Origin of the sequence: Arthrobacter sp. CAN_A212 (assembly GCF_015752345.1) — a bacterium.
GTDB lineage: Bacteria > Actinomycetota > Actinomycetes > Actinomycetales > Micrococcaceae > Arthrobacter_D.
Genome location: NZ_JADOUT010000018.1, coordinates 30,872 through 51,883, shown reverse-complemented (window position 1 = coordinate 51,883; position 21,012 = coordinate 30,872). Strand labels below are relative to the sequence as shown.

Here is a 21,012-nt window from a genome sequence, read left to right as displayed (position 1 = left end):
CTAGCCGGCACGGGCAGAGAAGGCCAGGTCCGCGAGCTCCCAGTCGTCGGGTGGTCGTTCGTAGGCGTCCCAGGGGTAATCCTCGCCGGGGGAGAGGGGCTCCAAGGTGGCTAGGATTCGGGAGCCCAGCCATTGACGCCACCGAGCTCGTTCGGCTCGGTGGCGGGCTATCTGTGCGTGTACTTGGTCCATGACACCTAGCTGCTCAGCGATCAGGTCCAAATTGGTAGTGGTGTTCACTGACCATACGCCGGCGGGGGAGCGGGTAGTAAGGTTCCAGGCTGCCAGGATCTCAAGCGCTTCGCTAACGGCTGTGCGGCTCAACCCGGTGGCCCGAACCAGCTCGGCGGTACTGCGGGGGAGTGGGGCCCGTTCCAGTTCCTCATACACGTACGCGGCTGGCAGTCCGAGTTCACGAAAGGCGGCCCGCAGCGCGTGGATCTTGCCTTTCCTCCATGCCAGGCTGCTCGCTGGTTCGATAAGGTCCTCGGGAATGGTGAGCATGTACTGGTCGCCGTGAGTTCCCTTGCCACGCTCGATCAGGGTGACCAGGGCATCTGACTCAGTTCTAAGTTCCCGGAGGTGGGCAGCGACGGTCGTATGATCTTGGCCGGTGGCGACGGCGTAGGAGCGGGAACCGAATTCAATGAACCTGCTTCCGGTCATCCTGGCGGCGGCGCCCATGGCCCGGAGCAGCATCCGACGAACCAGTCCTGACCTGGACCCGTGATAGCGATGTTCAGCGATTGTGAGGGCATTGCGCCAGTTGAGGATGAACTGGTGTTCGGCGGGACTTTCATTTGAATTGGCGGCAAGAGAATTACCACCCTGTAACCCTGCCCCGTGTGAAGGTAGCCGGCTTGTGGGGGACTTATGGGTATTGCTCTTTGCTGGTTGATTGGCCTGTTTCTTGTCGAGCTTCCGTTGGGTCTGGATGAACCTGAGGACGTTATCCCAGTCCGCTTTCATGGATTTGAACCGGGACGGTCCTCGGTAGCGGCTATAGAACTGGGCGAGGCCCGGCCAGATCCCTGTGCGGACCCGCAGTTCGACGTCGGTGAGTTTCATCCCGGATGCGGCGGCCGCGGTGATGACAGCCATTCGGGCTTCGGACGCTGACGAATAGCGTGCGGTGTCGTACACGCCGTGTTGGGCGATGTCGAGGATCCGGTGAGATAGCCCAGCGACCGGAGACGTGTCCAGGGAGCGGTCTTCCTTCTCCCCGGTGATGGCACTCGTGTACGGCTCAACGATGCGCATCTGCCGGACGGCGTTGATCTCCGCACCCAGGTCCCCAATGAGGGCTTCCCACACGCCAGCACTATTCGGCCGGCGGACGACGTCGTAGGCCAGGTTCAGGCTCATATCCAGTTCCTGGTAGCCGCCGGTCTTGTGCCGGGATCCGGGCACGCGCATACAACCTTGCTTGAGGTTCTGGTGCTGGGATTTATCGAGGCTCGGGCAGGAGGCTCCGAGGGCTTCAACCAGGTCGCGGGCCTCCGAGAATCCGACACGCCGAGCCAGCGGGACATAAATATGGCGTCCACCACTGGGAGAGTGGTCCGCGATCCAGCGTGCCCCGTGGCGGTGCAGCCAGGTGGTCACATGCCGGACGTCAGCGTCTACTTGGGCCTGCCCTGCGGGTGCCACATCGAAGTCCAGGAAGATGGCTGCACAGGTACCGTCAGGGCCGAAAATCCTTACGGCAGCTGGGGATGAGGGCAGCTGGTCGGTGAGGTCGCGTTCGCTGTTCGCCGGGTAGGACTTACCGCGGTCACGGGAAATTTTTACCCGTGCCTGACCGGCTAACGGGCGGGCAAGAGCGTTCCAAGCTTCGGCTGGGGTCCCGTTGACGGGCGCGACACGCGGCAGAGTGTTGCCGTGATGGTCTGGAAACGCGATTGAGCGCTGATGTACTATGGCAATAATCCCTTCAGGGGGATAGGTCTAGGACCTTCCGTCGTGATGGCGGGCAAAAGAGGAACCTGGCCCTCCTGCGGTAACTCGTAGGAGATCTGAAGTACCAGCTCTCCGGAGTTTGGTTGGGCCCTAAGTAAATAGAGCTTCGGTTCGCTTACTTATGAATCACCTTTCCTTTCTTTTGTTTGTTGAGTTGAGATTGGCTGTATCCGTCTAGCCGGCAAAACTTGCCGGATACGAGCCACAAGCTTGGAAGGCCCGCTTCGTGCGGGCCTTCACTTGTTTAAGAGGCCATTCGCCCTAATGGAAGGGGCTGTTGAATGTCCAGATTGCTGCAGTCACGCTTTTGTAGATCACGGTCAACCATCTCCGCAAGCAGATCGCTGACGGTGATGCCTTCGGCCTTGGCGATGGCAACGACTAGGTCGCGGCGTTCTCGGGGAAGGCGGGTCCCAACGAAAATCCGGTCGCCTTTGCTGCGCTGCCCGCCCCCGCGGTTTCCTGTTGCTGTCATCGTCTTGTCCTTTTAATCTCGTGCCGGGGGACCGACTGGGCGGTTTACCTCAGCTGCCATGCTGACCGTGTGAGATGTGTTGCTGTTTCCAGTTGACATGAAGCTATCACGCAAGGCAGCCGAACTCTGGGACCGGATGCAGTTTCCAAATTTTTCCGGCACACCTCCTTCCGATGCCCGAAAAATAGGGGCATTCGCGTCATTTTGGTCAATCCCTTATTCCACGCGGAGTTTCTGGCGCCACCGCCCAATGGGACTAATGCCCCTATTTGCCGCACCCGCGACGTTGGGGTCGTTAAATAAAACTCTTCGGCGTGTCGCATACGGCGCGGCGGAGGAGTGTGGCGCAAACAAGCCTCTGCGCATGTGCGCTTGTTTCCATTTGATGAGAGGGATGTCACGCGACCGTGTGGCTTCATCACAGTCCTTGCGCTACAGCCGCGGCGGCGGCGAGCCAGGCACGCTGCGAGGGTGGTTTCAGAGCGGCGTATCGGATGCGTCCGGCTTTGAGTGCCTGGTCGTAGGGGACTGTGACGACGCGGCGCACCAGCGGTGCGAATCCGTCAGCGATACGGCGGGCTTCGGCGCCGTCCTCGGCCTTCCACTGGGAAATGATGACTACCGCGTTAGCGGCCAACTGCGCTGAGTGCTCATCCCGCGCCGCGAGGGTTTGCAGGGTGAGTTTCGCGGCCTCGGCCCGGTCCTCCATCGTTGTTGTGGGGATCACGAGCTGGTTGGTGTACCCAATCATGGCCCGCCAGTTCGCGGCCCTCGCGGTGTTCCCTGAGTCCATGACGATCATCCGGTAGTACTTAGCGGCCACGGAGTGAACGGCGTCCACTTCGTCGGCGGAGATCTCGTGATCTCCTTCGTCGTTCTCATCTGAGCGCAGCACATCGTACTTGTCCTCGGTCTGGTGGTGAACATAGTGCGCCAGCAGAGCGTTGTGGGCGGTGGGGGAGAGCAGCTGCTCTTTATCGCGCAGCAGATCCAACACGCTTGACGTGTGCGGGCCTTGCTCGGTCCGCCAGCCTAGAGTGCCTTGGTTCTCGTTGTTATCCCACGCGAGGACACCGCCGCCGCCATAGCGGGCGAACACTGCCGCCAAGGCTGCAACAGTCGGCGTCTTGTTCGCCCCACCTTTACGGTTCACGACGGCAATAGTGCGCGGTCCCGGCCAGTGCTGAGAGACAGCGTGAATATCGGCGCGTTCGGCCATTTCCGACTCAGACGGGCCCATACGCAAACCCATCCGGCTCATAGCACCACGGAATCCCTGAGTAGCTGGCTGCACCACAGGATCACTGACCAGAAAAGATGTGTCTTTGAGGGTGCGGCGGGTAGGAACCTCGGAAACTGAAAGGGCCGGCGCTTCCGAGGCGCTTGGTACGGCGGACGTTGGGGCTGTGTCCGGGCTGACAGCCTGCGGGAGCTGCGTAGCTGCTGACTGTGGCTCCTGTACCGCTGGCGCGGGTAATGAGGACGGCACTGAGGTTATCGGTGGCACAGGGGCACTGGGAGCCTCCTGAGCCGGTACGGCTGGTGCCGTTGGTTCCGGGGCGGCGGGCTCGATAGGAGGCAGCGGCCTCTTGATCGTGTCCTCACTAACCGTGTCGTCTACGTGGATGACTGGAGGGGCCGTAGTGGTGACGGGCGTTTCAGCCCGGCGTCTGCGGCCTTTGGTTTCAGCGGCGATTTCATCGATATCCCCGTCCGGGTGGACCACGAGTTCACCGTCTCCCTCTGGGCCTTCGGTGTAGACGCGCACCGGGCGACTGAGGACACCGGCCAGATCAATGACGATCGTCATAGCCTCGCGCCGCAGCGTGGTTTCGTCGGGGGCGTCGATGGGCCGGGAGTTCCCTGATATCACGACCTCTCCGGTGCCGTTGGCCCGGACAATGGCTCGTACATGGGGGAAGGTCGAGACTTCAACCTGGTCAATGGTCATGGTGCTGGTTTCCTTACGTCAGAGGCGTATCGGTAAGAGCGGATTCGTTCGGTCAAGCGGTAAGTCGTTCGGAACTTAGTTGGGCTATTTGGTGCCTTCGGGCGGGTAGAGCCGGTTCACTTTCCACGGCTCATCCTGACCTTGGCGCAAGAGCTGAACCCCGTAGTCGCCTATGTCCGTCGGCACAGTGGCAATCACTCCGAACCCGTTGGTTTCATCAATGTCTAGGGTCGCGGGACCGGTCACTTCGGTCACGGGCACGTTCGCCGGGTCCACCGCGGAATAGGAGGTGGTGGCGTCGGGGGTGAGCCAGCGGGCGAAATCGTTAGCCCACTGGGTTTCCTCCACGTCGGGGCGGGCGAAGTCCGCTAACGCGTCCTCAGCTACTTGTTTGGCCGCTTCCTCGTCCTCGGGAGTCCACTCGGGATTCTCGGGCACCTGGTCTGTATCTGGTGCCTGGGGGCCGTCTCCGACGCTCTGCGAGGGCGTGTAGGTGCTCCTCGGGGTTGGCGTGGGTTGAGGCGTGGTGGTTTCCTCGCTGCCGGAGCTGGTCTGGTCGCCGCTGAAACACGCAGTGCAGAGCAGCACGGTCGCGGCAGCGAGGCCTAGAGCAATGGGACGAAAGTGCTTGGTGCGAGAGCGGTTCATCAGGTGTTCTCCTTAGTCGTCGCCGGGGAAGTAGAGGTAAGTGCTAACCTCGTCGGGCTGAATGTTGCGGGTGCTGTATTGGTGATCGTTGGGTGGTGCCATGCCGTTGTATTCCTCGATCGCCACGGTGCCGTCGTTGTTGATTCCGGCGACGATAGCGACGTGACCGACCGAACCGGCTCCGCCAACGTTGGCCGCGTAGTAGGCCACGGCTCCGACCTGGGGTTCCTGCCCGCTATCCCAGCCTTGGCGGTGCCACGCGCTAAGCCACTGTTCGGCGTTGCCAAGGGTGAGGTCTGAGTTGTGGAACTTCCACGGGTCGCTAGTAACGCCGGCCATGGCGTTCAGCCGCCACAGGGCAAAGTCAGTGCACTCCCTGTTGTACATACCCAGCGGGGACACAGCACCTGGTGGGCAGGTTCCGCCGATCACGCAGTAGGGCGGGTTCGGCCAGGGCAGATCGTCGCCAACGCCTGCGAGCTGCGGACCCTCGGTGAGGCAGGCATCGAGTCCTTCAATGTCAGCGACGGCGGCAACCACGTCGATAGCGTCCACCCAATGTTGTTGGTAGTGGAAGGGGTCTGCGTTGCGCTGTACCTGGTGGGCGGCTTCGCTGGGGGTCAGGGATTCCCAGCCGTCCACGTCTTGGATGGCGGTGAAAAAGTTGGTGGAGCTGGTCGTTGGATCCATCCGGTCTTCGTAGGATCCCCACGTACCGTTATCGCGTTGCTGGAAGAGGCCTCGGCTATCCGGGCCGGGGCCGTCGCCCCGGTCAAGGACCTGGAGGCTGGATTCGCCCATCGCGGTCATGACGCCGATGGTCTGAGCTTTCACGCTCACATCCAGTGCGTCGCCTGCGCTGACGATCAGGGCGGCGTTGACCAACTGCTCACCGGAATATCCCGCAATGGCTTCCGTGGGTAGATACTCGGGGTCTATCTCGGACCTGCCTACCTCTGACCTGTCGATGTCTGTACGGGTAGCGGGGGTGCACTCACTCGCTGACGCGGGTTGTTCGCTACCGTTGAGGAGCACCACGATGAGAATCAGGCCGAGAAACAGTGCTGAAACCAGCGCCAGCGCCGTATACATGAGACCTTTAGACTGCATCCACTACCTCGCATCACCACTCACCAGCACTCACACTCTTACAGTTTTTATCATAACGTGCTTTTTGTGAAGTACCGGATGGGTGGTTGGTTAGGATGAACCTGTCAGCTCCCCGTCCGGAAGGCCCATCGCATGCCCCTCGCCGCGCATGAGTTTCAGCGGTGGTCTGATGCCCGGATTCCAGGGCAGAGCGTCCGGGAGATCTCCCAGGCCACGGGAATTAAGTGGACTACCTTGCATCAGCAGATCGTGCGGGGAAAAGTAGCCGAGGCCACGGTCGTGGCAGTGGCCCGCGCATATGAGATGGCGCCGCTGTCCGCGTTATCTGACTTTGAGCTGTACGCCGACCTCGCCTCGGGCGTGAAACCGCCAACCAATGCCGAGCTGATCAGCCAAATCCACTACCTGGATGTCCTGCGCGAAGTTCTCGTCCGGGCCGATGAGCTGCTGCCGTTCATGCCCGGTGACCTCAGAGCTTTCCCCCACACAGATTCGACCCGGGCCTGGATCGACGCCATTGATCCAGGGGATCTGCGCACAGCGATGGCAGCCCGCCTCGGAGTCACCTCCTCAACGTTCTCTTCCCGGCTGAAACGAAATCTCCCTGCCGAGATTGCCGTCGACGTCGCCCGGTACGCAGGAGTGTCCCTGGCGAGCGGATTGGTCGTCACCGGGTTACTGACCGAGAGCGAGGGCGGCTGGCCACCGGATGCCCGCCTCGGGGGCTTACAAGCCTTGACCGATAGTGACCTCTTGACCGTGGCCACCCAAAAACTTTCCGTACAAAACCGCAAATACTGGGGGCGGGACCACGACCGATCCCGGGCCAAGGAGATGTGGGAGAACCTCGGATGAGTGAACTCACCGCAGCAGCCCTTCTCATCCTGTGCCTGGTCCTGGCCGTCCTTCGCGTTCCGGCGGCGCTCAAAGGCAAGAACCGGGCCACCCTCGCCGCGTTCGTCTTGGTCAGTGTGGTCATCGCCCTGGCCATCCCGGGAATCTATCTTCCCGTCGATCAAGCCCTCGGCGGGGTCAACGCCGCCAACCTGATTTCACGGCTGACCCTGAACGTGGTCTTCGTCCTCGTCGGACTGCGGGTAGCCGATGCCCTGGCCTGCCGCCCCGTGCGCAAGGCAATCACCGGGGCATGGGGGCGGCGCGTCTTCGCGGGCACCTCACTGGCCATCATTGCCATGTTCTGGTACGCCGATGTCCCTGTCTCGTCGATGGGGCTCAACGCCTACGCCGATCAGTTCTGGGTCGAAATGTACCGGCTGGCGAGCCGGGTCTACCCGGCCTTCATCGCAGTATTGCTGGTCCCGTGGACTTTCCGGGCAGCACTGGAGAAAACAGCTCTTCCCGTGCTGCGCGTCGCGTCGGGCTTGTTTGCGACCGGATTCGGACTGGTCTCCATCCTCCCGGTCATCCTTCTGGTCGACATGTGGATCGATGTTCACCTGGTAGTGGACGTCGTGGTCTACACGGCGCTGGCAGTCGTCGCTATCGCGCCGACCATTACCTGGGCCTCAAGACGCCACTACGCCAACAAAGAAAAAACCCTCATCACCGCGACCCGCTGACCCGCTGACCAAGGTTCCTCATCCGCGCAATAGTCTCATTTCGCGCAGCAGCCCTGAACCGGGTACATACTCACCTGTTCTGGGCGGTGATCCTGGTTCGTTTACGCGGTGACCAGGGCGAACCCAGCACCGATGAGCAACCCGACGGTTCCACCTGCGAGGACCTGCGCGGGCGTGTGCGCACCCAAATGTATTCTCGACCATCCGACGCCGGCGGGCACCGCGGCCGCGATCAGAGCCCACGGGCCGAAATAGATCACCAGCGCGACGGCGAAGAACACCGCGACGGCGGTGTGTGCTGAGAGCTTCCAGACCAGATTCACCACTAAAACCGCCACGATTCCCGCCAGGACACTGAGGATCATGGTCATCAGCCCGGAGGGTGCACCGGTCACGGCAAGAATGCCCAGCCCGAGCAGCACAGAGAGAATCGCCCCTCCCAGCACCGGAGCCCGCTGGGAGCGCTGGCCGAGGTGATGATCAGTGAGTGTGCCCCTGCGGGTCAACAACAGGACCACCGCGAAAGGCAGCGCGGTGATGAAGAAAACCGCCAGTAATCCGGAAGGCAGACCCGGCAGCCCATACGGGATGACGCTGCTCACAAGGATCAGCACCGTGACCAACACAGCGGGCGCGAACACCTCAGTGAAAATCCTCGCGGTCCGGTCACGAACTGATCGACGCTGCGGCACTGCCTCCAGTGATGTCATGCCCTGCATCCTGCCCTGACCTGTTTCCCATCGCCACACCGTACTACCCGCATTACCCTCCAAAGGTGTTCACGTTATTCACGAAAGCTTGATAACGTGACATGCGTGAGTAATCTTTGGGTCGCTTCAGTTCTACCGCCGTCAAGTAAACCAGATACAGCACCATCACCTGCAGTCACCGTGCCACCGGTGACTGGTGCTGCACTACCTCAGAAGGGCATCCCTGAACCTGACGCCGCTGACCGGCTACCCCGGCGGTACGTGGCCGGCACCGCGTCGTTATGGATCGTAGGTGTGCACGGGGGAGCGGGAGAGAGCACGGTAACGCGCTTGATCGACGGGTCCCGCTCCACGCAACACACCTGGCCAGCATTTGAGAATCCGGGGATGCCTCCCCGTGTTCTGCTGGTCTGCCGATCCAACATGAACGGGCTGGAAGCAGCGCAGCGGGCACTCATTGAGTGGACTTCACCGCAACCTCCAGAAGTGGAACTACTCGGGCTGGCCGTGTTGGCCGACGCTCCGGGGAAACTCCCGCGAGAACTCCGCGACTTCGCAACCATCGTCGCCGGGGGAGCACCACGCCTATGGCATCTGCCGTGGGTAGACGCCTGGCGGACAGGGAACGTGGCACCAGAACACCTGCCACGAGAAGCCCGCAAATTCATTACCGAAATCAATTCACTCCTGCTCTGAACCTGGGCAGCAGCGTCGCCTCTCATTGAAAGGTCTCACCATGCTTCACACAGCAGCTCTCAACCTTCAACTGTCCGCCGTAGACGTACTGTCAACGATTCCTAACCCTGGTGGGGGATCGGCCCCTCCCGGCTCCGAAGGATTGCTCACCATCCTCAGTTGGGCCGCATGGATCGCCCTCGCCCTCGGTGTTCTCGGCGTCATCATCGCCGGTATCACCATGATGATCCAGGTACGCCGCGGTGAAGGCGGCGAAGGACTCTCCAAACTCGGCTGGACCCTCGCCGGTTGCGTCGTCGTCGCCGGGGCCTCCGGACTCGTCACCGCGTTCGTCTAAACCAGGTCAGGAGATCACCCATGAGTGACGTATCACCCGACGAGAACCACCAAAACCCTTTCACCCGGCCCGGCTTCATCCTCTCCGCCGCACTAGTCCTGGTGCTGATCGCCGCAGTAATCGTGATTGCTTTCCTCCCTCGCGGGGGAGACGAACCAGACGCCGAAACCACTGAACCAGCGACCTCTGAAACAACCTCAGCACCGGCAGCCACAGCGGACGGAGCCGAGGAAAGCGTCTGCGGGCTACCGGCCAGCGACGACACAGCCCTCGGCGCTGCTCCTGAAAGCGACTGGGAACTAGTAGGGACCATGGCAGTGCCCGTGGCCCCCGAGACTGCCGGGCCGGGGGTGGTTGACGACAGCGGACTCCGCACCTGTTTCGCTCAGACACCAACAGGGGCTCTTTACGCTGCTTCAAACATTTGGGCAACCGGATTCTTCGGAGACCCCGCAAATCTCTACGAAAAACTGACAGCGGACGGACCAATAAAGGATCAAGCGCTTGAAGCCATAGCCAATGGTGAAGAAGTCGGCGCTCAGGATGCTCCGGGTATGCAGATAAAGGGTTTCATCTTGCGAAGCTACACCGATCAGGAAGCCGTCGTAGATATTGGGGTAGAGACTCAAACTGGTGCTGTCGGCTCGCTTCCTACCCCGCTGGTATGGGAGGAAGGCGATTGGAAGATTGATCTCCCTTCCACCGGAGATACAGGGTTCCGACAGCTCGATGATCTCAGTGATTACATCAGCTGGAACGGTGTCTGATGGAGGAAGAAGAATGCGCGCCATGGGATCTTCTGTGCCGGGGAGGTCAAACCGCTGGTGGCTGGATCAGTGGTGCGGTAGGCGGCGCGATTGAGGATCTGGCGGCGGCTATTTCTGAGGCACTGGCGCAGATCGTTTTGTCTCTGGCTACGTTTTGGGTGGATATGCCGACGAGTAACCTCACTATGGCTGGTGGCGAAGCTTCGCCTACGGTTGCTTTTTTGCAGGGCGGTCTTTGGTACTGGACGGCGGCACTGGCCGTTCTCGGTGTGATTGTCGGTGGTACCCGGATGGTGTGGGAGCAGCGCGGCTCACATGTCCGTGAGCTGATCCGTTCCCTGCTGACTTTGACCCTTGTTTCGGGTATGGGTTTGGCTGTGATCGCGTTCCTCATCGTTGCTTCTGACAGTTTTTCGAAGTGGATCATCGACCAGGCCACCGACGGTGAAGGGTTCGCCAACGCTATTCAGGGCATGTTAATAACGGGGCAGGCAGATACCGCCATTTTCATGGTCATCATCCTGGGCCTGATCGGAATCGTCACGTCGATAGTTCAGATCGTTCTGATGGTCGTCCGTAGCGGAATGTTGGTGGTGCTGGCCGGGATTCTCCCGACCACGGCAGCTTTCACCAACACCGAAATGGGTAAACAGTGGTTCCAGAAAACCATTGGCTGGACGCTCGCTTTCATCCTCTACAAACCAGCTGCGGCCATCGTGTACGCGGTGGCGTTCCGCCTGGTCAGCGGCGGGGAAATGTCCGGTTTCACCGGCATCTTGAACTCCATTACCGGCCTCGCCCTGATGGTGGTTGCCTTGTTCGCGCTGCCAGCCCTGATGCGGTTCGTGACCCCGTTGGTAGGAGCTGTCGCCAGCGGCGGTGGTGGCGGTGGCATGGCTGCGGGAGCCGGTGCAGCGGCCATGGCTGCAATGCCGTCCGGCGCTCGGTCGCTGGGTGCAGCCGGTCGTGGGAGCAGTAATGCCTCTCCCACACCAGCGAGCAGCAACTCAAGTGGCGGCGGGCAAAGCTCCGGCGGTGGAGGTGGCAGTAAGTCTTCCCCAACGGGAAGCTCAGCCATGGGTAGCAGCTCCGGTGGGGCAGCGCCTACGCCTGGGACAAGCGGCGGCGGCAAAGCCGGTAGTGCAGCAGGCGGCGCTCCAGCATTGGTAGCAGCGGCCTCTAGTGGAGCAAGCAAAGCAGCAGGCAGCAGCAGCGGCAGTGGTGGTGGCGGTGGCGGTAGCGCTCCAGCCCCTAGCAGCGGCAGTAGCCCTACGGGCGGCGGACCAGCAGCCAGTAGTGGTGCAGCAGCCGGTGGTGGTGCTTCCGGTGCAGCGGCGGGCGCTAAGGCTGGCGCTGCGGCAGGTCCAGCGGGTGCGGCTGCGGGTGCAACGGTAGCCGCCGCGTCAAAGGGCGCACAAGCAGTAAAGCAAGTTTCAGAGGAAGCAGCGGGGGATGGTCCAAGTGGCAGCAACAGTTAACGATTACAAGCAACCGACCTACGGAAACTGGCGGGTTCCCCGCTCAGCCGGGCTGGGTAACTTCGGTGCTATCGGCACGGGGCTAATCCTCGTCGGCCTGGTGTTCGGGATTATCTCGTTCGCTATCTGGAACCTCTTTGTTGGCCTCGGCGTGATGGGCGTCTTTGGTATCGGCCTGGTGTTGCTCACGATCAAGGACAAGCACGGCATGACGATTGTGGACCGGGCAGGCGGTCGGGCTGCGTTCAAACGCTCCCGCCGTAAAGGAACGAACCTTTACCGTTCCGGTCCTCTCGGCGTCACCTCGTGGGGCATGTATCAGCTCCCCGGTATTGCCGCTAAGTCGCGGTTGTATGAGTTCAAGGACTCCTACAATCGCCCGTTCGCCATGCTCCACATGCCGACCACCAGCCACTACACGGTGATCTTTTCCACCGAACCAGACGGCGCTTCCCTGGTCGATCCTGAACAGGTAGACGCCTGGGTATCGAACTGGGGCGGCTGGATCTCCGCTCTAGGCGATGAGGCCGGCATTGAAGCGGCCTCGGTCACGATCGAGACGGCCCCGGATTCGGGGTACCGGCTCCGCAACGAAGTGACCATGAACATTGACGACAACGCACCAGAGATCGCCAAGCAGATGCTGCGCGAGGTCATCGACACCTACCCGGAAGGCTCCGCAACAGTCCGGGCGTGGATCACCCTCACCTTCAATGCCACCATGCGCTCCGGTTCACGCAAACGCGAACCAGCCGAAGTCGCCAAGGATCTCGCCTCCCGGCTCCCCGGTCTCTCTCAGCGCTTGCAAGCCACGGGTGCCGGTATTGCCCGGCCCATGGCGGCACAGGAACTCTGCGAGGTCGTACGGGTTGCCTACGATCCGCCCGCCGCTTTGGTCATTGATGAGGCTCACGCTGCCGGGCACCCGGTAGAACTCACCTGGGGCGAGGTTGGGCCTTCCGGCGCTCAAACGAACTGGGACAGCTACCGCCACGAAGGCGCGTACTCGGCGTCCTGGACCATGACCAGTGCCCCGCGTGGATCGGTCCACGCTGACGTACTCTCCAAACTTCTCGCCCCGCACGGCGATGTGGACCGCAAACGCGTCACCCTGCTGTACCGCCCGATGGACTCGGCCCGTGCAGCGCAGTTGGTCGAACGAGATCAGAACAATGCCAACGTTCGCATTACCTCCGGTAACCGGCCCTCAGCTCGCGCCCTGGTCGATGCCCGCTCCGCTGCTCAAACCGCCTCCGAAGAAGCACAAGGGGCTGGGCTGGTGAGCTTCGGCCTCGTCGTCACGGCCACGGTCAACGGCCTGGACCGGCTACCGGATGCGGTGGCCGCGATTGAACAAACCTCCGGTGCAGCACGGCTACTCCTACGCCGCGCTTACGGGTCACAAGACACGGCGTTCGCTGCGTCCCTGCCGATTGGTTTGGTCCTCCCGAAACACGTCCTCTTGCCCTCAGAGATCAGGGAGGCGCTCTAAATGGCGCGAATGAAGATCCAGAAGGTCCAGAAGAACCAGCACAAAGCGGCTCCGGTGGAGCCAAAAAAGAAGAAGGAAAAGAAGCCCACCCTGATCCGGGAGAAGATACCTGGTGCCCGTGGGTGGCGTGGCCGTGGCGGCGGCGCTGCCGCGTTGGTTCCCTCGGTGCGCGAATACCGGGGGACGACAGTGCAGGTGTGCGGACTGTGGCCGTTTTCCTCCGGTACGTCCTCACCCATGATTGGTGTCCCGATTGGGCGGCATGAGGAAACTCAGGCCACGGTCTGCTGCGATCCGATCAGCTGGTTCCAGCGAGCACAACTGATCTCTAACCCCTCAGGATTCATCCTCGGAAAGCCGGGGCTGGGGAAGTCCACGCTGGTCCGCCGGATGATGCTCGGCCTCGCCGGGCAGGGCACTAACCCGTTGGTTCTCGGGGATTTGAAGGGTGAACACGTTGACCTGGTGAGAGCTGCCGGCGGGCAAGTGATCTCTCTCGGCCGAGGCCGCGGATACTTGAATATCCTCGATCCTGGGCAGGCTATTGAAGTGGCGCAGCTCCTCGAGGGTCAAGGCCACGAGGATGCTGCTGTGCGGGTCCGGGCCGACGCTCACGGGCGGCGCCTGAACATGGTCGTCGCACTCATCACGATTAGCCGGAATCAGCCTCCTACCGATCAGGAACAAACCATTCTCGACCGTGGATTGCGGTGGCTCGATGAACACTTTGACGGCATCCCCGTCCTCGGGGATCTGCTCAAAGTCATCCAAGCTGGGCCGGATGAGCTGCGCCAGGTCGCCCTCGACCGCGGCGACTGGGAGGTTTACCAAGCTGAAACTCGGGCACTGGAGGCAACCCTGCTGGGCCTCACCGGTGGCGGCAAGTTAGGCGAAATCTTCTCCCATCACACCACTAACCCCATGCAACGGGACAGGGCCGTGGTGTTCGATGTGTCCTCCATCGACGAAACAGAAACAGACCTCCAAGCCGCTGTGCTGTTAGCGTGCTGGTCCTACGGCTTCGGCACGGTCAACGTCGCCAACGCCCTAGCGGACGCCGGGCTAGAGCCTCGCCGTCACTACTTCGTCGTCCTCGATGAGCTGTGGCGGGCACTACGGGCCGGTAAAGGCATGGTGGACCGGGTGGACGCGCTCACGCGCCTGAACCGCTCGGTCGGTGTGGGACAGGTGATGATCTCGCACACCATGAGTGACCTGCTGGCCCTGCCCGCGGAAGAAGATCGGATGAAAGCGCAAGGCTTTGTGGAGCGCTCGGGCATGGTCATCTGTGGTGGCCTCCCCGCCTCGGAAATGGCGTTGCTGACCAAAGCGATTCCACTCTCCCGGCAGGAACAGCAAAAACTCGTGTCCTGGCAAGACCCGCCCGCGTGGGACTCACGCGGCCTCGACGTTGAACCACCCGGACGGGGAAAGTTCCTCATCAAAGTAGGCGGACGCCCCGGCATCCCCGTCCACATCGGGTTAACCAGCGTTGAAGCGAAACTCAACGACACCAATAAGCGTTGGCATGACAAAAGTGGGAAGTTCGCTTGAATTTTGATGCTTGTGGCCTGAACTTGAGCATGCTCGGATGTTGGACCCTATGTGGGTACTTAGGTTCGGGGAACTTGTTCACCCTGGATGGTGAGGTCGGGGTGCTCGACGGTGTTGAGGTAGCGGGTGGCGCCTTCGACGCTGAGCCCGAACAGGTCGCAAATGCGGCGGATGTCGCTGCCGGTGGCGTGGATCTCGTGCAGGATGCGGTCCTCGCGCAGCGCTTGGGGGCGCGGCGAGTGGCCCACCCAGGGGAACTCCGGGCCGACAGGGATGAGCCTGGCGCGCTTCGGTTGATGATCAGGTGCGGGTTGGCGCTGCCTGGCCAGGTCCGGTTGCGGTGGACGAGCCAGGCTGCCAGACGGGTTCGCACGGGCGCGGCCAGCGGGATGTCGCGGTTACCCAGTACCAGATGTCCGTCGCTGAGGTCCGTGAGTCACAGGTGTCGGACCTGTTTACCGGTCAGAGCGTGGAAGGCAACCGCGAGAGCGACCACTTGGTCCGAGGAGTTCAGCTGCCCCCGGGCTGACGGCGGCGTCCAGGGCGAGCGGGATGGTGGTGGCCTTCGGGGACGCCTTCATCCCGCGGGTGGGGTTGGCGAAGATGAGCCGACGTCCTTTGAGGGCCGTGAAGAGCGACTTGAGCCCGTTCCCGGCGATGTGGCGGCGGGCTTTTGTTTCGCCCAGCACGCCTGTGATGTCGGCGCTGGTGAGCTCGGAGAAGGATTGAATGCCCGCTTCGGCCCGAGGACGAAGTCCTCACAAGCTAGATGGAAACCGAACTTTCAGCAGTCCCTTCTGTAACAGTGCCGCCCTGCACTATAGAAGCAGCAGTACCGCAGGCCCCTTTGTAAACTCCTGATCATCCGTTCTCTTCCTCGAGGAAACGCAGCCCCGTCCCTTGCCATTCCACGGGTTCCGCGTACATGGACCGGTAGGTGACTGCGGTGTCCCAACTGTGGAACAGCAGGTAGGTCTGCCCGTCGGGCGCCGTCGCGAGGTCCTGGCCGCCCGGCCCCACATAGCGGTCCCCGCCGAAGGAGTCCGAGGACAGCAGCGGCTCGGGTGCCTTGTCCCACGGTCCGTCGAGTGCGGGAGCACTCGCGTAGCCGACGTTGTACGACGCGTCGCCGAAGTAGTTGCTGGAATACAGGAGGACGAACCCGCCGTCCCGCGGGACGACGGTGGGTGCCTCGACCAGCAGGCCCTCCCACTCGAGAGTCTGCTTGACGAGCTTCGTCGTCGGTCCGGCCAGCTCGAGTCCATCGGTCGAGAGCGGCGCCGCCTGGATCCAGGTGTCCTTGTCGCAGCAGTTGCCATCGTTTTTCCATACGAGGTTCAGTCCCGCGTCCGTGGTGAAGGTGCTGGCATCGATCGCTCCGCCCTCGTCCTCAGGACACACCAGCATCTCGTCCCCGACCACGGTGAACGGTCCCGCAGGATCGGTTGCCGTGGCCACACCGATGCACTGGAGGGCCGGGTCGAAATTGGTTGCCGTGAAATAGAGGACGAAACTACCCTCCGCGATCTGCGTCACCTCCGGCGCCCAGGTCTTGCCGGGAATGGTCCACGATGGGAGCTTCGGCAGGGCGTCGTCGTCGAGTATCTCCCATGCGAGGAGGTCCGACGACGTTGCGACCTGGACGTTCTTGCGGTTCCCGGCGGAAGCGTAAGCGTAGTAGGTGTCCCCGACCTGCAGGATGTCCGGATCGGCGAACTCCTCGTCGAGGACTTGGGTCTGGTTCCCCTCGTCCGTCGGAACGGCGTTGGGCGTCTCGGATGGCGAGCAACCAGCAGTCACGGCGGCGAGGGCGCCGACCGCCAGCATGCCGAGGAGTCGGCTCGGGCGAGAGCGTTTCACCCCTTGACCCCGGACCGAGAGACGCCCTCGATGATGAAGCGCTGGAGGAACACGAAGAGAGCGAGGACCGGCACGCTCGCCACCACAGCACCTGCCATCAGGAGGTCGTACCGAACCGCGTTGGCCGACTGCAGTGTGGACAGGCCGGGCGGGAGTGTCTGCACCTCGGGGGTGAAGAGCACGTAGACCGGCCAGAGGAAGTCGTTCCAGTTGCCGAGGAACGCCAGCAGGGCGAGGGTCGCCATGGCGGGTTTGGCGAGCGGCAGGATGATGCGGGTGAACATCTGGAGTCGGTTCGCCCCGTCGATCCGGGCGGCCTCCTCGAGATCATCGGGGAGGGAGACGAAGAACTGCCGCATGAAGAACACACCGAAGGCCGAGGCCGCCGTCGGCACGATGATCGCCACGAGCGAGTTCAGCCAGCCGAGGTCGCTGACGAGCAGATAGTTCGGGATCACGAGGATCACCGGCGGGACCAGCAGCGTGGCCACGATGACCGCGAAGACGATCTTCTTGCCGCGGAAGTTCATCCGTGCCAGTGGATAGGCGGCCAGGGACGCGGTGACGACGACGAGGGCCGAGTGAAGCACGGCCGCCAGGATGCTGTTGAAGAACCATCGCAGGACCGGCGTGTTCGTGCCGGGCGCAAGGATCTCCTTGTAGGCGTCGAGGGAGAAGGGCATCGGTATCCACGACGGCGGGATGGCCGTCGCGTCTCCGCGCGTCTTGAAGGAGGTCACGATCATGAAGACCATCGGGCTGATGAAGAGGAGTGCCACCAGCGTCAGGAGTACCACCTTGACGACGGTGCGCGGGCGAATCCTGCGCCGCGGCGTCCCTGGCGTGCTTCTCGGGTTGGAGGTACGGGCTTCGACGGCCTGGCTCATCGGACATCCTTTCGTTCACGGAACAGCCAGAAGACCAGGAGGCTGAGGGCGATCAGGAAGACGGTCAGGACATAGCTCATGGCGGCGGCACTGCCCATCTGGAAGTTGCGGAGGCCGGTGTCCGCGATCTGGTAGATCACGGTGCGCGTCTCCCTGCCCGGCCCGCCCTGGGTGATGAGGTAGGACTGTCCGAACATGTTGACGGACGCGATCAACGTCACGATGGTCACGAAGGACAGGACCGGCCTGAGTCCCGGGAGAGTGACGTTGACGAACTGCTGCCACGGGCTGGCACCATCCATACGGGCTGCCTCGTAGAGCTCCACCGGGATGTCCTGCAGGGCGGCCAGGTAGATGACGGCATTGAAGCCGAGCGTCCACCAGACCGTTACGCCCACGAGGGCCACCCAGGCGGCTGGGGTCGAGGTGGTCCACGCGATGTCGTCCGGCAGCCCGAGCAGACCGAGGTAGTAGTTCACCAGGCCTATGTTGTTGTCTAGGAGGTAGCGCCACATTATGGCCACCACGGCCACGCCGAGGACGTAGGGGGCGAAGTACACGGCGCGGAAGAAATTGCGGCCGGGGAATTTCTTCGCCATCAGCAGGGCCACGGCGAGGGGGATGATCAGGAGCAGCGGCACGCTGAAGACGGTGAAGATCCCCGTGGCGCGCATCGACCCCCAGAAGTTCGTGAACTGTGCCGTTCCTGACTGGAAGAGTGCCGCATAGTTCTCGAGGCCCACGAAGGGCTTGAGGGGCCTTGTGTAGTCCCAGGTATGGAGGCTGATCCATGCGCCGAAGACGACCGGTACCAGGACGAATGTGATGAACAGGACGAGATACGGGGCCAGGAACAGCCACGGCGTCGCGGCGGCCTGCTTGCGGATCTCGCGGGGCGACGACGCCGTCGCCGACGGGCGGGGTGCCCCCTTCCGTGAGGAGGCACCCCCGTTCCTTTCCTTCAGCGTGGTCATGGTTCCTACTCCCCGAACGAGGCTTTGTTCTCTTCCATGAGCGTCGACGCGTTGTCCGCCGCCTCGGTCATGGCGTCTTCCGGTGATTCCTCGCCGAGGATCGCCTTGTTCACGCCAACCTCGAGGGTCTCCGTCTGAACGGTCCCGATCCCGGGGATCGGCGGGAGGAAGCGCATGGAGTCGATGTCCGCGGCGATGGCCTCCTGCGGCATTCCGTCGAGGGCGCCGGCGGCACGCACGGATTCACGCGCGGGGATCATGCCCGAGCCTGCCCAGGTGGCCGAGTTCTCGCTTATCCAGGCGATGAAGACCTTGGCGGCGTTCTGCTTGTCCGGATCGGGCTGCGTCTGCCGGGGGAGGAAGAAGTTGTGCGAGTTGGCCCAGACCGCCTTCTCGGCCCCGATGGTGGGGATCGGGGCGGCCGCGTAGGCCAGGCCCGATTCCTGGAGGTCGTTTAGCTGCCAGATACCGTCCCAAGTGATCGAGGTCTCGCCGTTCTTGAACGCGACGTACTGGGAGTCGATGGCGACGTTGGAGGGGCTGAAGCCCTCGTCCACGATGTCCCGCTGCCACTGGATGGCCTCGAGGCCCTCGGGGCTGGCGAAGTTGGCCTTCGACTCGTCGGCGTCGTACGGCGTCCCACCGTTCTGCCACTGCAGGGACAGGTTCATGAGGTGGCTCGGCCAGAGCGAGGGCATCCAGAAGGGGGTCTCGTACCCTGCTGCCTTGAGCTTCTCAAGCGCATCCGCGAAGGACGCCGCATCCGTCGGAGCTTCGGTGATGCCGGCCTTCTCGAAGTGCTCCGTGTTGTAGTACATGGCCAAGGAGTGGACGTCCAAGGGTATGCCGAAGCGCTCTTCCTGGTACACGCCTGCGTCCCAGACCTCCTCGGTGAAGTCCTCCGCCGTGAGTTCGAGCGTCGTGGCGAGATCGTCCACCGGGACAATCACGTTGCGGGCAGCCATCGTGGACAACTGGTCGAGGTGCATGACCCCGACGTCGGGCCCTTCACCAGCTGTCACGGCCGCTGGAAGGCGCTGGTAGAAATCCGCCCACTGCATGGTGTTCGAGACCACGTTGATGTTTTCGTGCTCGCTGTTGAAGTCGTCGATCATCTGCTCCATGAAGGGGCCGTCGCCACCCGTGAAACCGTTCCAGAAGGAGAGTTCCACCTCGGGACCGGTGTACTCGCCGGTGAATTCGCTGGCAACCTGGTCGCCACCGGAACCGCCGCAGGCGGTCAGTCCGAGCAGTGCGACGGCGCCGATGGCTGTGGCAGCCCTCAGGCGCCTGCCCAGGGATCGCTTGGTATGGATCATGGTGTCCTCCTCGTTGAAAACGTGCACGCCGTGTGGTGATTTGCGCGGCGTGTGACCGAGCTTACAGCGCTGTAAATGACCTGTCTAGAGTCGGCGGCTTGGGAGGGTAAGCCAGGGCAGTGAGGTCTACACCCGATCTAGACTTGGGTAGAGACCGAAGGAGTTGCAGATGAGGAATGTTCGACTTGCCGACGTGGCGGCAGTCGCCGGCGTTTCGATGAAGACTGTGTCGAATGTCGTCCACGACTATCCCCATGTCGCGCCCGAGATGCGGCGCAAGGTGCAGCAGGCCATCGACGAGCTCGGCTACAAGCCCAACCTCACGGCCCGCCGACTAGCGACGGGGAAGACCGGCATGATTGCCCTGGCTATCCCCGAGATCGACCACCCCTACTTCTCCGAACTCTCGCGCTACATCGCCGAGGAGGCTAGTGCGCGGGGATACCGGGTGCTCGTCGAACAGACGCTGAGCAGCCCGGCCGCCGAGCGAGCGGTACTTAACGATCGCGAGGCCGGCGTGGTGGACGGGGTGATCTTCCATCCCGTCAGCATGGATTCCACGGAGGTCGCGCGGCTCAAGCGGGACGTCCCCGTGGTGCTGCTGGGGGAGTCGACCATGCCTGTCACGACTGACCACGTCATGATCGACAACGTGGTCGCGGCTCAGGAGGGTGTGGCCCACCTCCTGGCGCAGGGCCGACGGCGCATTGCATTCCTCGGTGTCGTGGAAGGAGACCTCACCGGGTCCACCGACCAGCGGCTCCTCGGCTACCAGCAGGGTCTGCTCGACGCGAAGATGATCCCCGACCCTCGCCTAGTCCTGTCTGTGACGGACTTCACGCCCGAAGAGAGTGCCCGCGCCGTCCGCGAGGCACGGGAGTCGGGGCTCGTGTTCGACGGCCTGATCTGCCGCGACGACCGCTTCGCGACGGGCGCGCTCTTCGCGCTCCGGACCGCGGGAGCACGGGTCCCGCAGGATGTCGCCGTCGTCGGGTGGGACGATACCGAGCTCGGACGGTGGGCCACGCCCACCCTCACCTCGATAGCACCCGACAAGCGGGAGCTCGCCGCGACTGCGCTCCAGCTCCTCGGCGAGCGGATCGACGGGTACCAGGGCATCGGCCGCCACCGCATCGTCTCGCACTCGCTGATCGTGCGCGAGAGCGCTCCGGTCGTGGCCGACGTCCCAGCATCATGAGCGCTCCTTTACAGCGC

Annotated in this window: 22 protein-coding genes; 10 read left to right on the top strand and 12 right to left on the bottom strand. The window is 62.6% G+C overall.

The window, feature by feature from the left end; genetic code table 11:
• The 3 genes from IWX64_RS13215 to IWX64_RS17085 all read right to left on the bottom strand — a co-directional run bounded on the left by IWX64_RS13215 (position 1) and on the right by IWX64_RS17085 (position 3,674).
• A complete protein-coding gene (locus IWX64_RS13215; protein ID WP_334683300.1) occupies positions 1–1,650 on the bottom strand; it encodes a MarR family transcriptional regulator in 1,650 nt (549 codons plus the stop codon).
• A 553-nt stretch (positions 1,651–2,203) separates the two neighbouring features.
• Complete coding sequence (locus IWX64_RS13210; RefSeq protein WP_024477298.1) at positions 2,204–2,434, bottom strand: hypothetical protein; 231 nt, start codon at positions 2,432–2,434, stop codon at positions 2,204–2,206.
• 418 nt (positions 2,435–2,852) lie between these two features.
• Entirely contained in the window at positions 2,853–3,674 is an 822-nt protein-coding gene (locus tag IWX64_RS17085; RefSeq protein WP_334683299.1) for a hypothetical protein, read from the bottom strand.
• Positions 3,675–4,055: 381 nt separating this feature from the next.
• On the opposite strand from IWX64_RS17085, the gene IWX64_RS17080 reads away from it, so the two are divergent.
• The gene (locus tag IWX64_RS17080) at positions 4,056–4,301 is read left to right on the top strand and encodes a hypothetical protein (RefSeq protein WP_334683298.1); all 246 of its coding nucleotides are present in this window, start codon (positions 4,056–4,058) and stop codon (positions 4,299–4,301) included.
• Between the two features lie 168 nt (positions 4,302–4,469).
• Here the strand turns inward: IWX64_RS17080 and IWX64_RS13200 are convergent, their stop codons facing one another.
• Entirely contained in the window at positions 4,470–5,033 is a 564-nt protein-coding gene (locus IWX64_RS13200) for a hypothetical protein (RefSeq protein ID WP_196867590.1), read from the bottom strand.
• Between the two features lie 12 nt (positions 5,034–5,045).
• Positions 5,046–6,143 carry a CHAP domain-containing protein gene (locus IWX64_RS13195; protein ID WP_196867589.1) on the bottom strand — a complete coding sequence of 366 codons (1,098 nt, stop codon included), beginning with the start codon at positions 6,141–6,143 and terminating at the stop codon, positions 5,046–5,048.
• 132 nt (positions 6,144–6,275) lie between these two features.
• On the opposite strand from IWX64_RS13195, the gene IWX64_RS13190 reads away from it, so the two are divergent.
• Positions 6,276–6,998 carry a helix-turn-helix domain-containing protein gene (locus tag IWX64_RS13190; protein WP_196867588.1) on the top strand — a complete coding sequence of 241 codons (723 nt, stop codon included), beginning with the start codon at positions 6,276–6,278 and terminating at the stop codon, positions 6,996–6,998.
• Positions 6,995–7,723, top strand: coding sequence for a hypothetical protein (locus IWX64_RS13185; protein WP_196867587.1), 729 nt, complete (start codon positions 6,995–6,997; stop codon positions 7,721–7,723). Before IWX64_RS13190 ends, IWX64_RS13185 begins: the two co-directional genes overlap by 4 nt.
• A gap of 101 nt (positions 7,724–7,824) precedes the next feature.
• Here the strand turns inward: IWX64_RS13185 and IWX64_RS13180 are convergent, their stop codons facing one another.
• A complete protein-coding gene (locus IWX64_RS13180; RefSeq protein ID WP_196867586.1) occupies positions 7,825–8,433 on the bottom strand; it encodes a phosphatase PAP2 family protein in 609 nt (202 codons plus the stop codon).
• A gap of 96 nt (positions 8,434–8,529) precedes the next feature.
• Here IWX64_RS13180 and IWX64_RS13175 point away from each other — a divergent pair, with 96 nt between their 5' ends.
• The 6 genes from IWX64_RS13175 (at position 8,530) to IWX64_RS13150 (ending at position 14,757) form a co-directional block, all read left to right on the top strand.
• The gene (locus IWX64_RS13175) at positions 8,530–9,129 is read left to right on the top strand and encodes a DUF6668 family protein (protein WP_334683297.1); all 600 of its coding nucleotides are present in this window, start codon (positions 8,530–8,532) and stop codon (positions 9,127–9,129) included.
• A gap of 40 nt (positions 9,130–9,169) precedes the next feature.
• Positions 9,170–9,466, top strand: a complete 297-nt coding sequence (locus IWX64_RS13170; RefSeq protein WP_196867584.1) for a hypothetical protein — start codon at positions 9,170–9,172, stop codon at positions 9,464–9,466.
• 20 nt (positions 9,467–9,486) lie between these two features.
• Positions 9,487–10,233, top strand: coding sequence for a hypothetical protein (locus IWX64_RS13165; protein ID WP_196867583.1), 747 nt, complete (start codon positions 9,487–9,489; stop codon positions 10,231–10,233).
• A 221-nt stretch (positions 10,234–10,454) separates the two neighbouring features.
• Positions 10,455–11,711 (top strand): hypothetical protein, encoded by a 1,257-nt coding sequence (locus IWX64_RS13160; protein WP_334683296.1) that lies wholly within the window; start codon positions 10,455–10,457, stop codon positions 11,709–11,711.
• The gene (locus IWX64_RS13155; RefSeq protein WP_196867581.1) at positions 11,695–13,203 is read left to right on the top strand and encodes an SCO6880 family protein; all 1,509 of its coding nucleotides are present in this window, start codon (positions 11,695–11,697) and stop codon (positions 13,201–13,203) included. The genes IWX64_RS13160 and IWX64_RS13155 overlap by 17 nt, the downstream gene beginning before the upstream one ends.
• On the top strand, positions 13,204–14,757 hold the full coding sequence (locus tag IWX64_RS13150; RefSeq protein WP_196867580.1) for an ATP/GTP-binding protein: 1,554 nt from the start codon (positions 13,204–13,206) through the stop codon (positions 14,755–14,757). It begins immediately after the preceding gene.
• A gap of 59 nt (positions 14,758–14,816) precedes the next feature.
• Here the strand turns inward: IWX64_RS13150 and IWX64_RS17075 are convergent, their stop codons facing one another.
• The 6 genes from IWX64_RS17075 to IWX64_RS13125 form a co-directional block, all read right to left on the bottom strand.
• Entirely contained in the window at positions 14,817–15,005 is a 189-nt protein-coding gene (locus IWX64_RS17075) for a hypothetical protein (RefSeq protein ID WP_334683295.1), read from the bottom strand.
• 207 nt (positions 15,006–15,212) lie between these two features.
• Positions 15,213–15,446: a hypothetical protein gene (locus IWX64_RS17070; RefSeq protein ID WP_334683294.1), complete on the bottom strand. Its 234-nt coding sequence runs from the start codon at positions 15,444–15,446 to the stop codon at positions 15,213–15,215.
• Positions 15,447–15,618: 172 nt separating this feature from the next.
• Positions 15,619–16,617 (bottom strand): glycoside hydrolase family 43 protein, encoded by a 999-nt coding sequence (locus IWX64_RS13140; RefSeq protein ID WP_334683293.1) that lies wholly within the window; start codon positions 16,615–16,617, stop codon positions 15,619–15,621.
• Positions 16,614–17,504, bottom strand: coding sequence for a carbohydrate ABC transporter permease (locus tag IWX64_RS13135; protein WP_196867579.1), 891 nt, complete (start codon positions 17,502–17,504; stop codon positions 16,614–16,616). Before IWX64_RS13135 ends, IWX64_RS13140 begins: the two co-directional genes overlap by 4 nt.
• The gene (locus IWX64_RS13130) at positions 17,501–18,478 is read right to left on the bottom strand and encodes a carbohydrate ABC transporter permease (RefSeq protein ID WP_196867578.1); all 978 of its coding nucleotides are present in this window, start codon (positions 18,476–18,478) and stop codon (positions 17,501–17,503) included. The genes IWX64_RS13135 and IWX64_RS13130 overlap by 4 nt, the downstream gene beginning before the upstream one ends.
• Positions 18,479–18,483: 5 nt before the next feature.
• On the bottom strand, positions 18,484–19,797 hold the full coding sequence (locus IWX64_RS13125; protein WP_196867577.1) for an ABC transporter substrate-binding protein: 1,314 nt from the start codon (positions 19,795–19,797) through the stop codon (positions 18,484–18,486).
• A 169-nt stretch (positions 19,798–19,966) separates the two neighbouring features.
• On the opposite strand from IWX64_RS13125, the gene IWX64_RS13120 reads away from it, so the two are divergent.
• Positions 19,967–20,995, top strand: a complete 1,029-nt coding sequence (locus tag IWX64_RS13120; protein ID WP_196867576.1) for a LacI family DNA-binding transcriptional regulator — start codon at positions 19,967–19,969, stop codon at positions 20,993–20,995.
• Positions 20,996–21,012 lie beyond the last annotated feature (17 nt).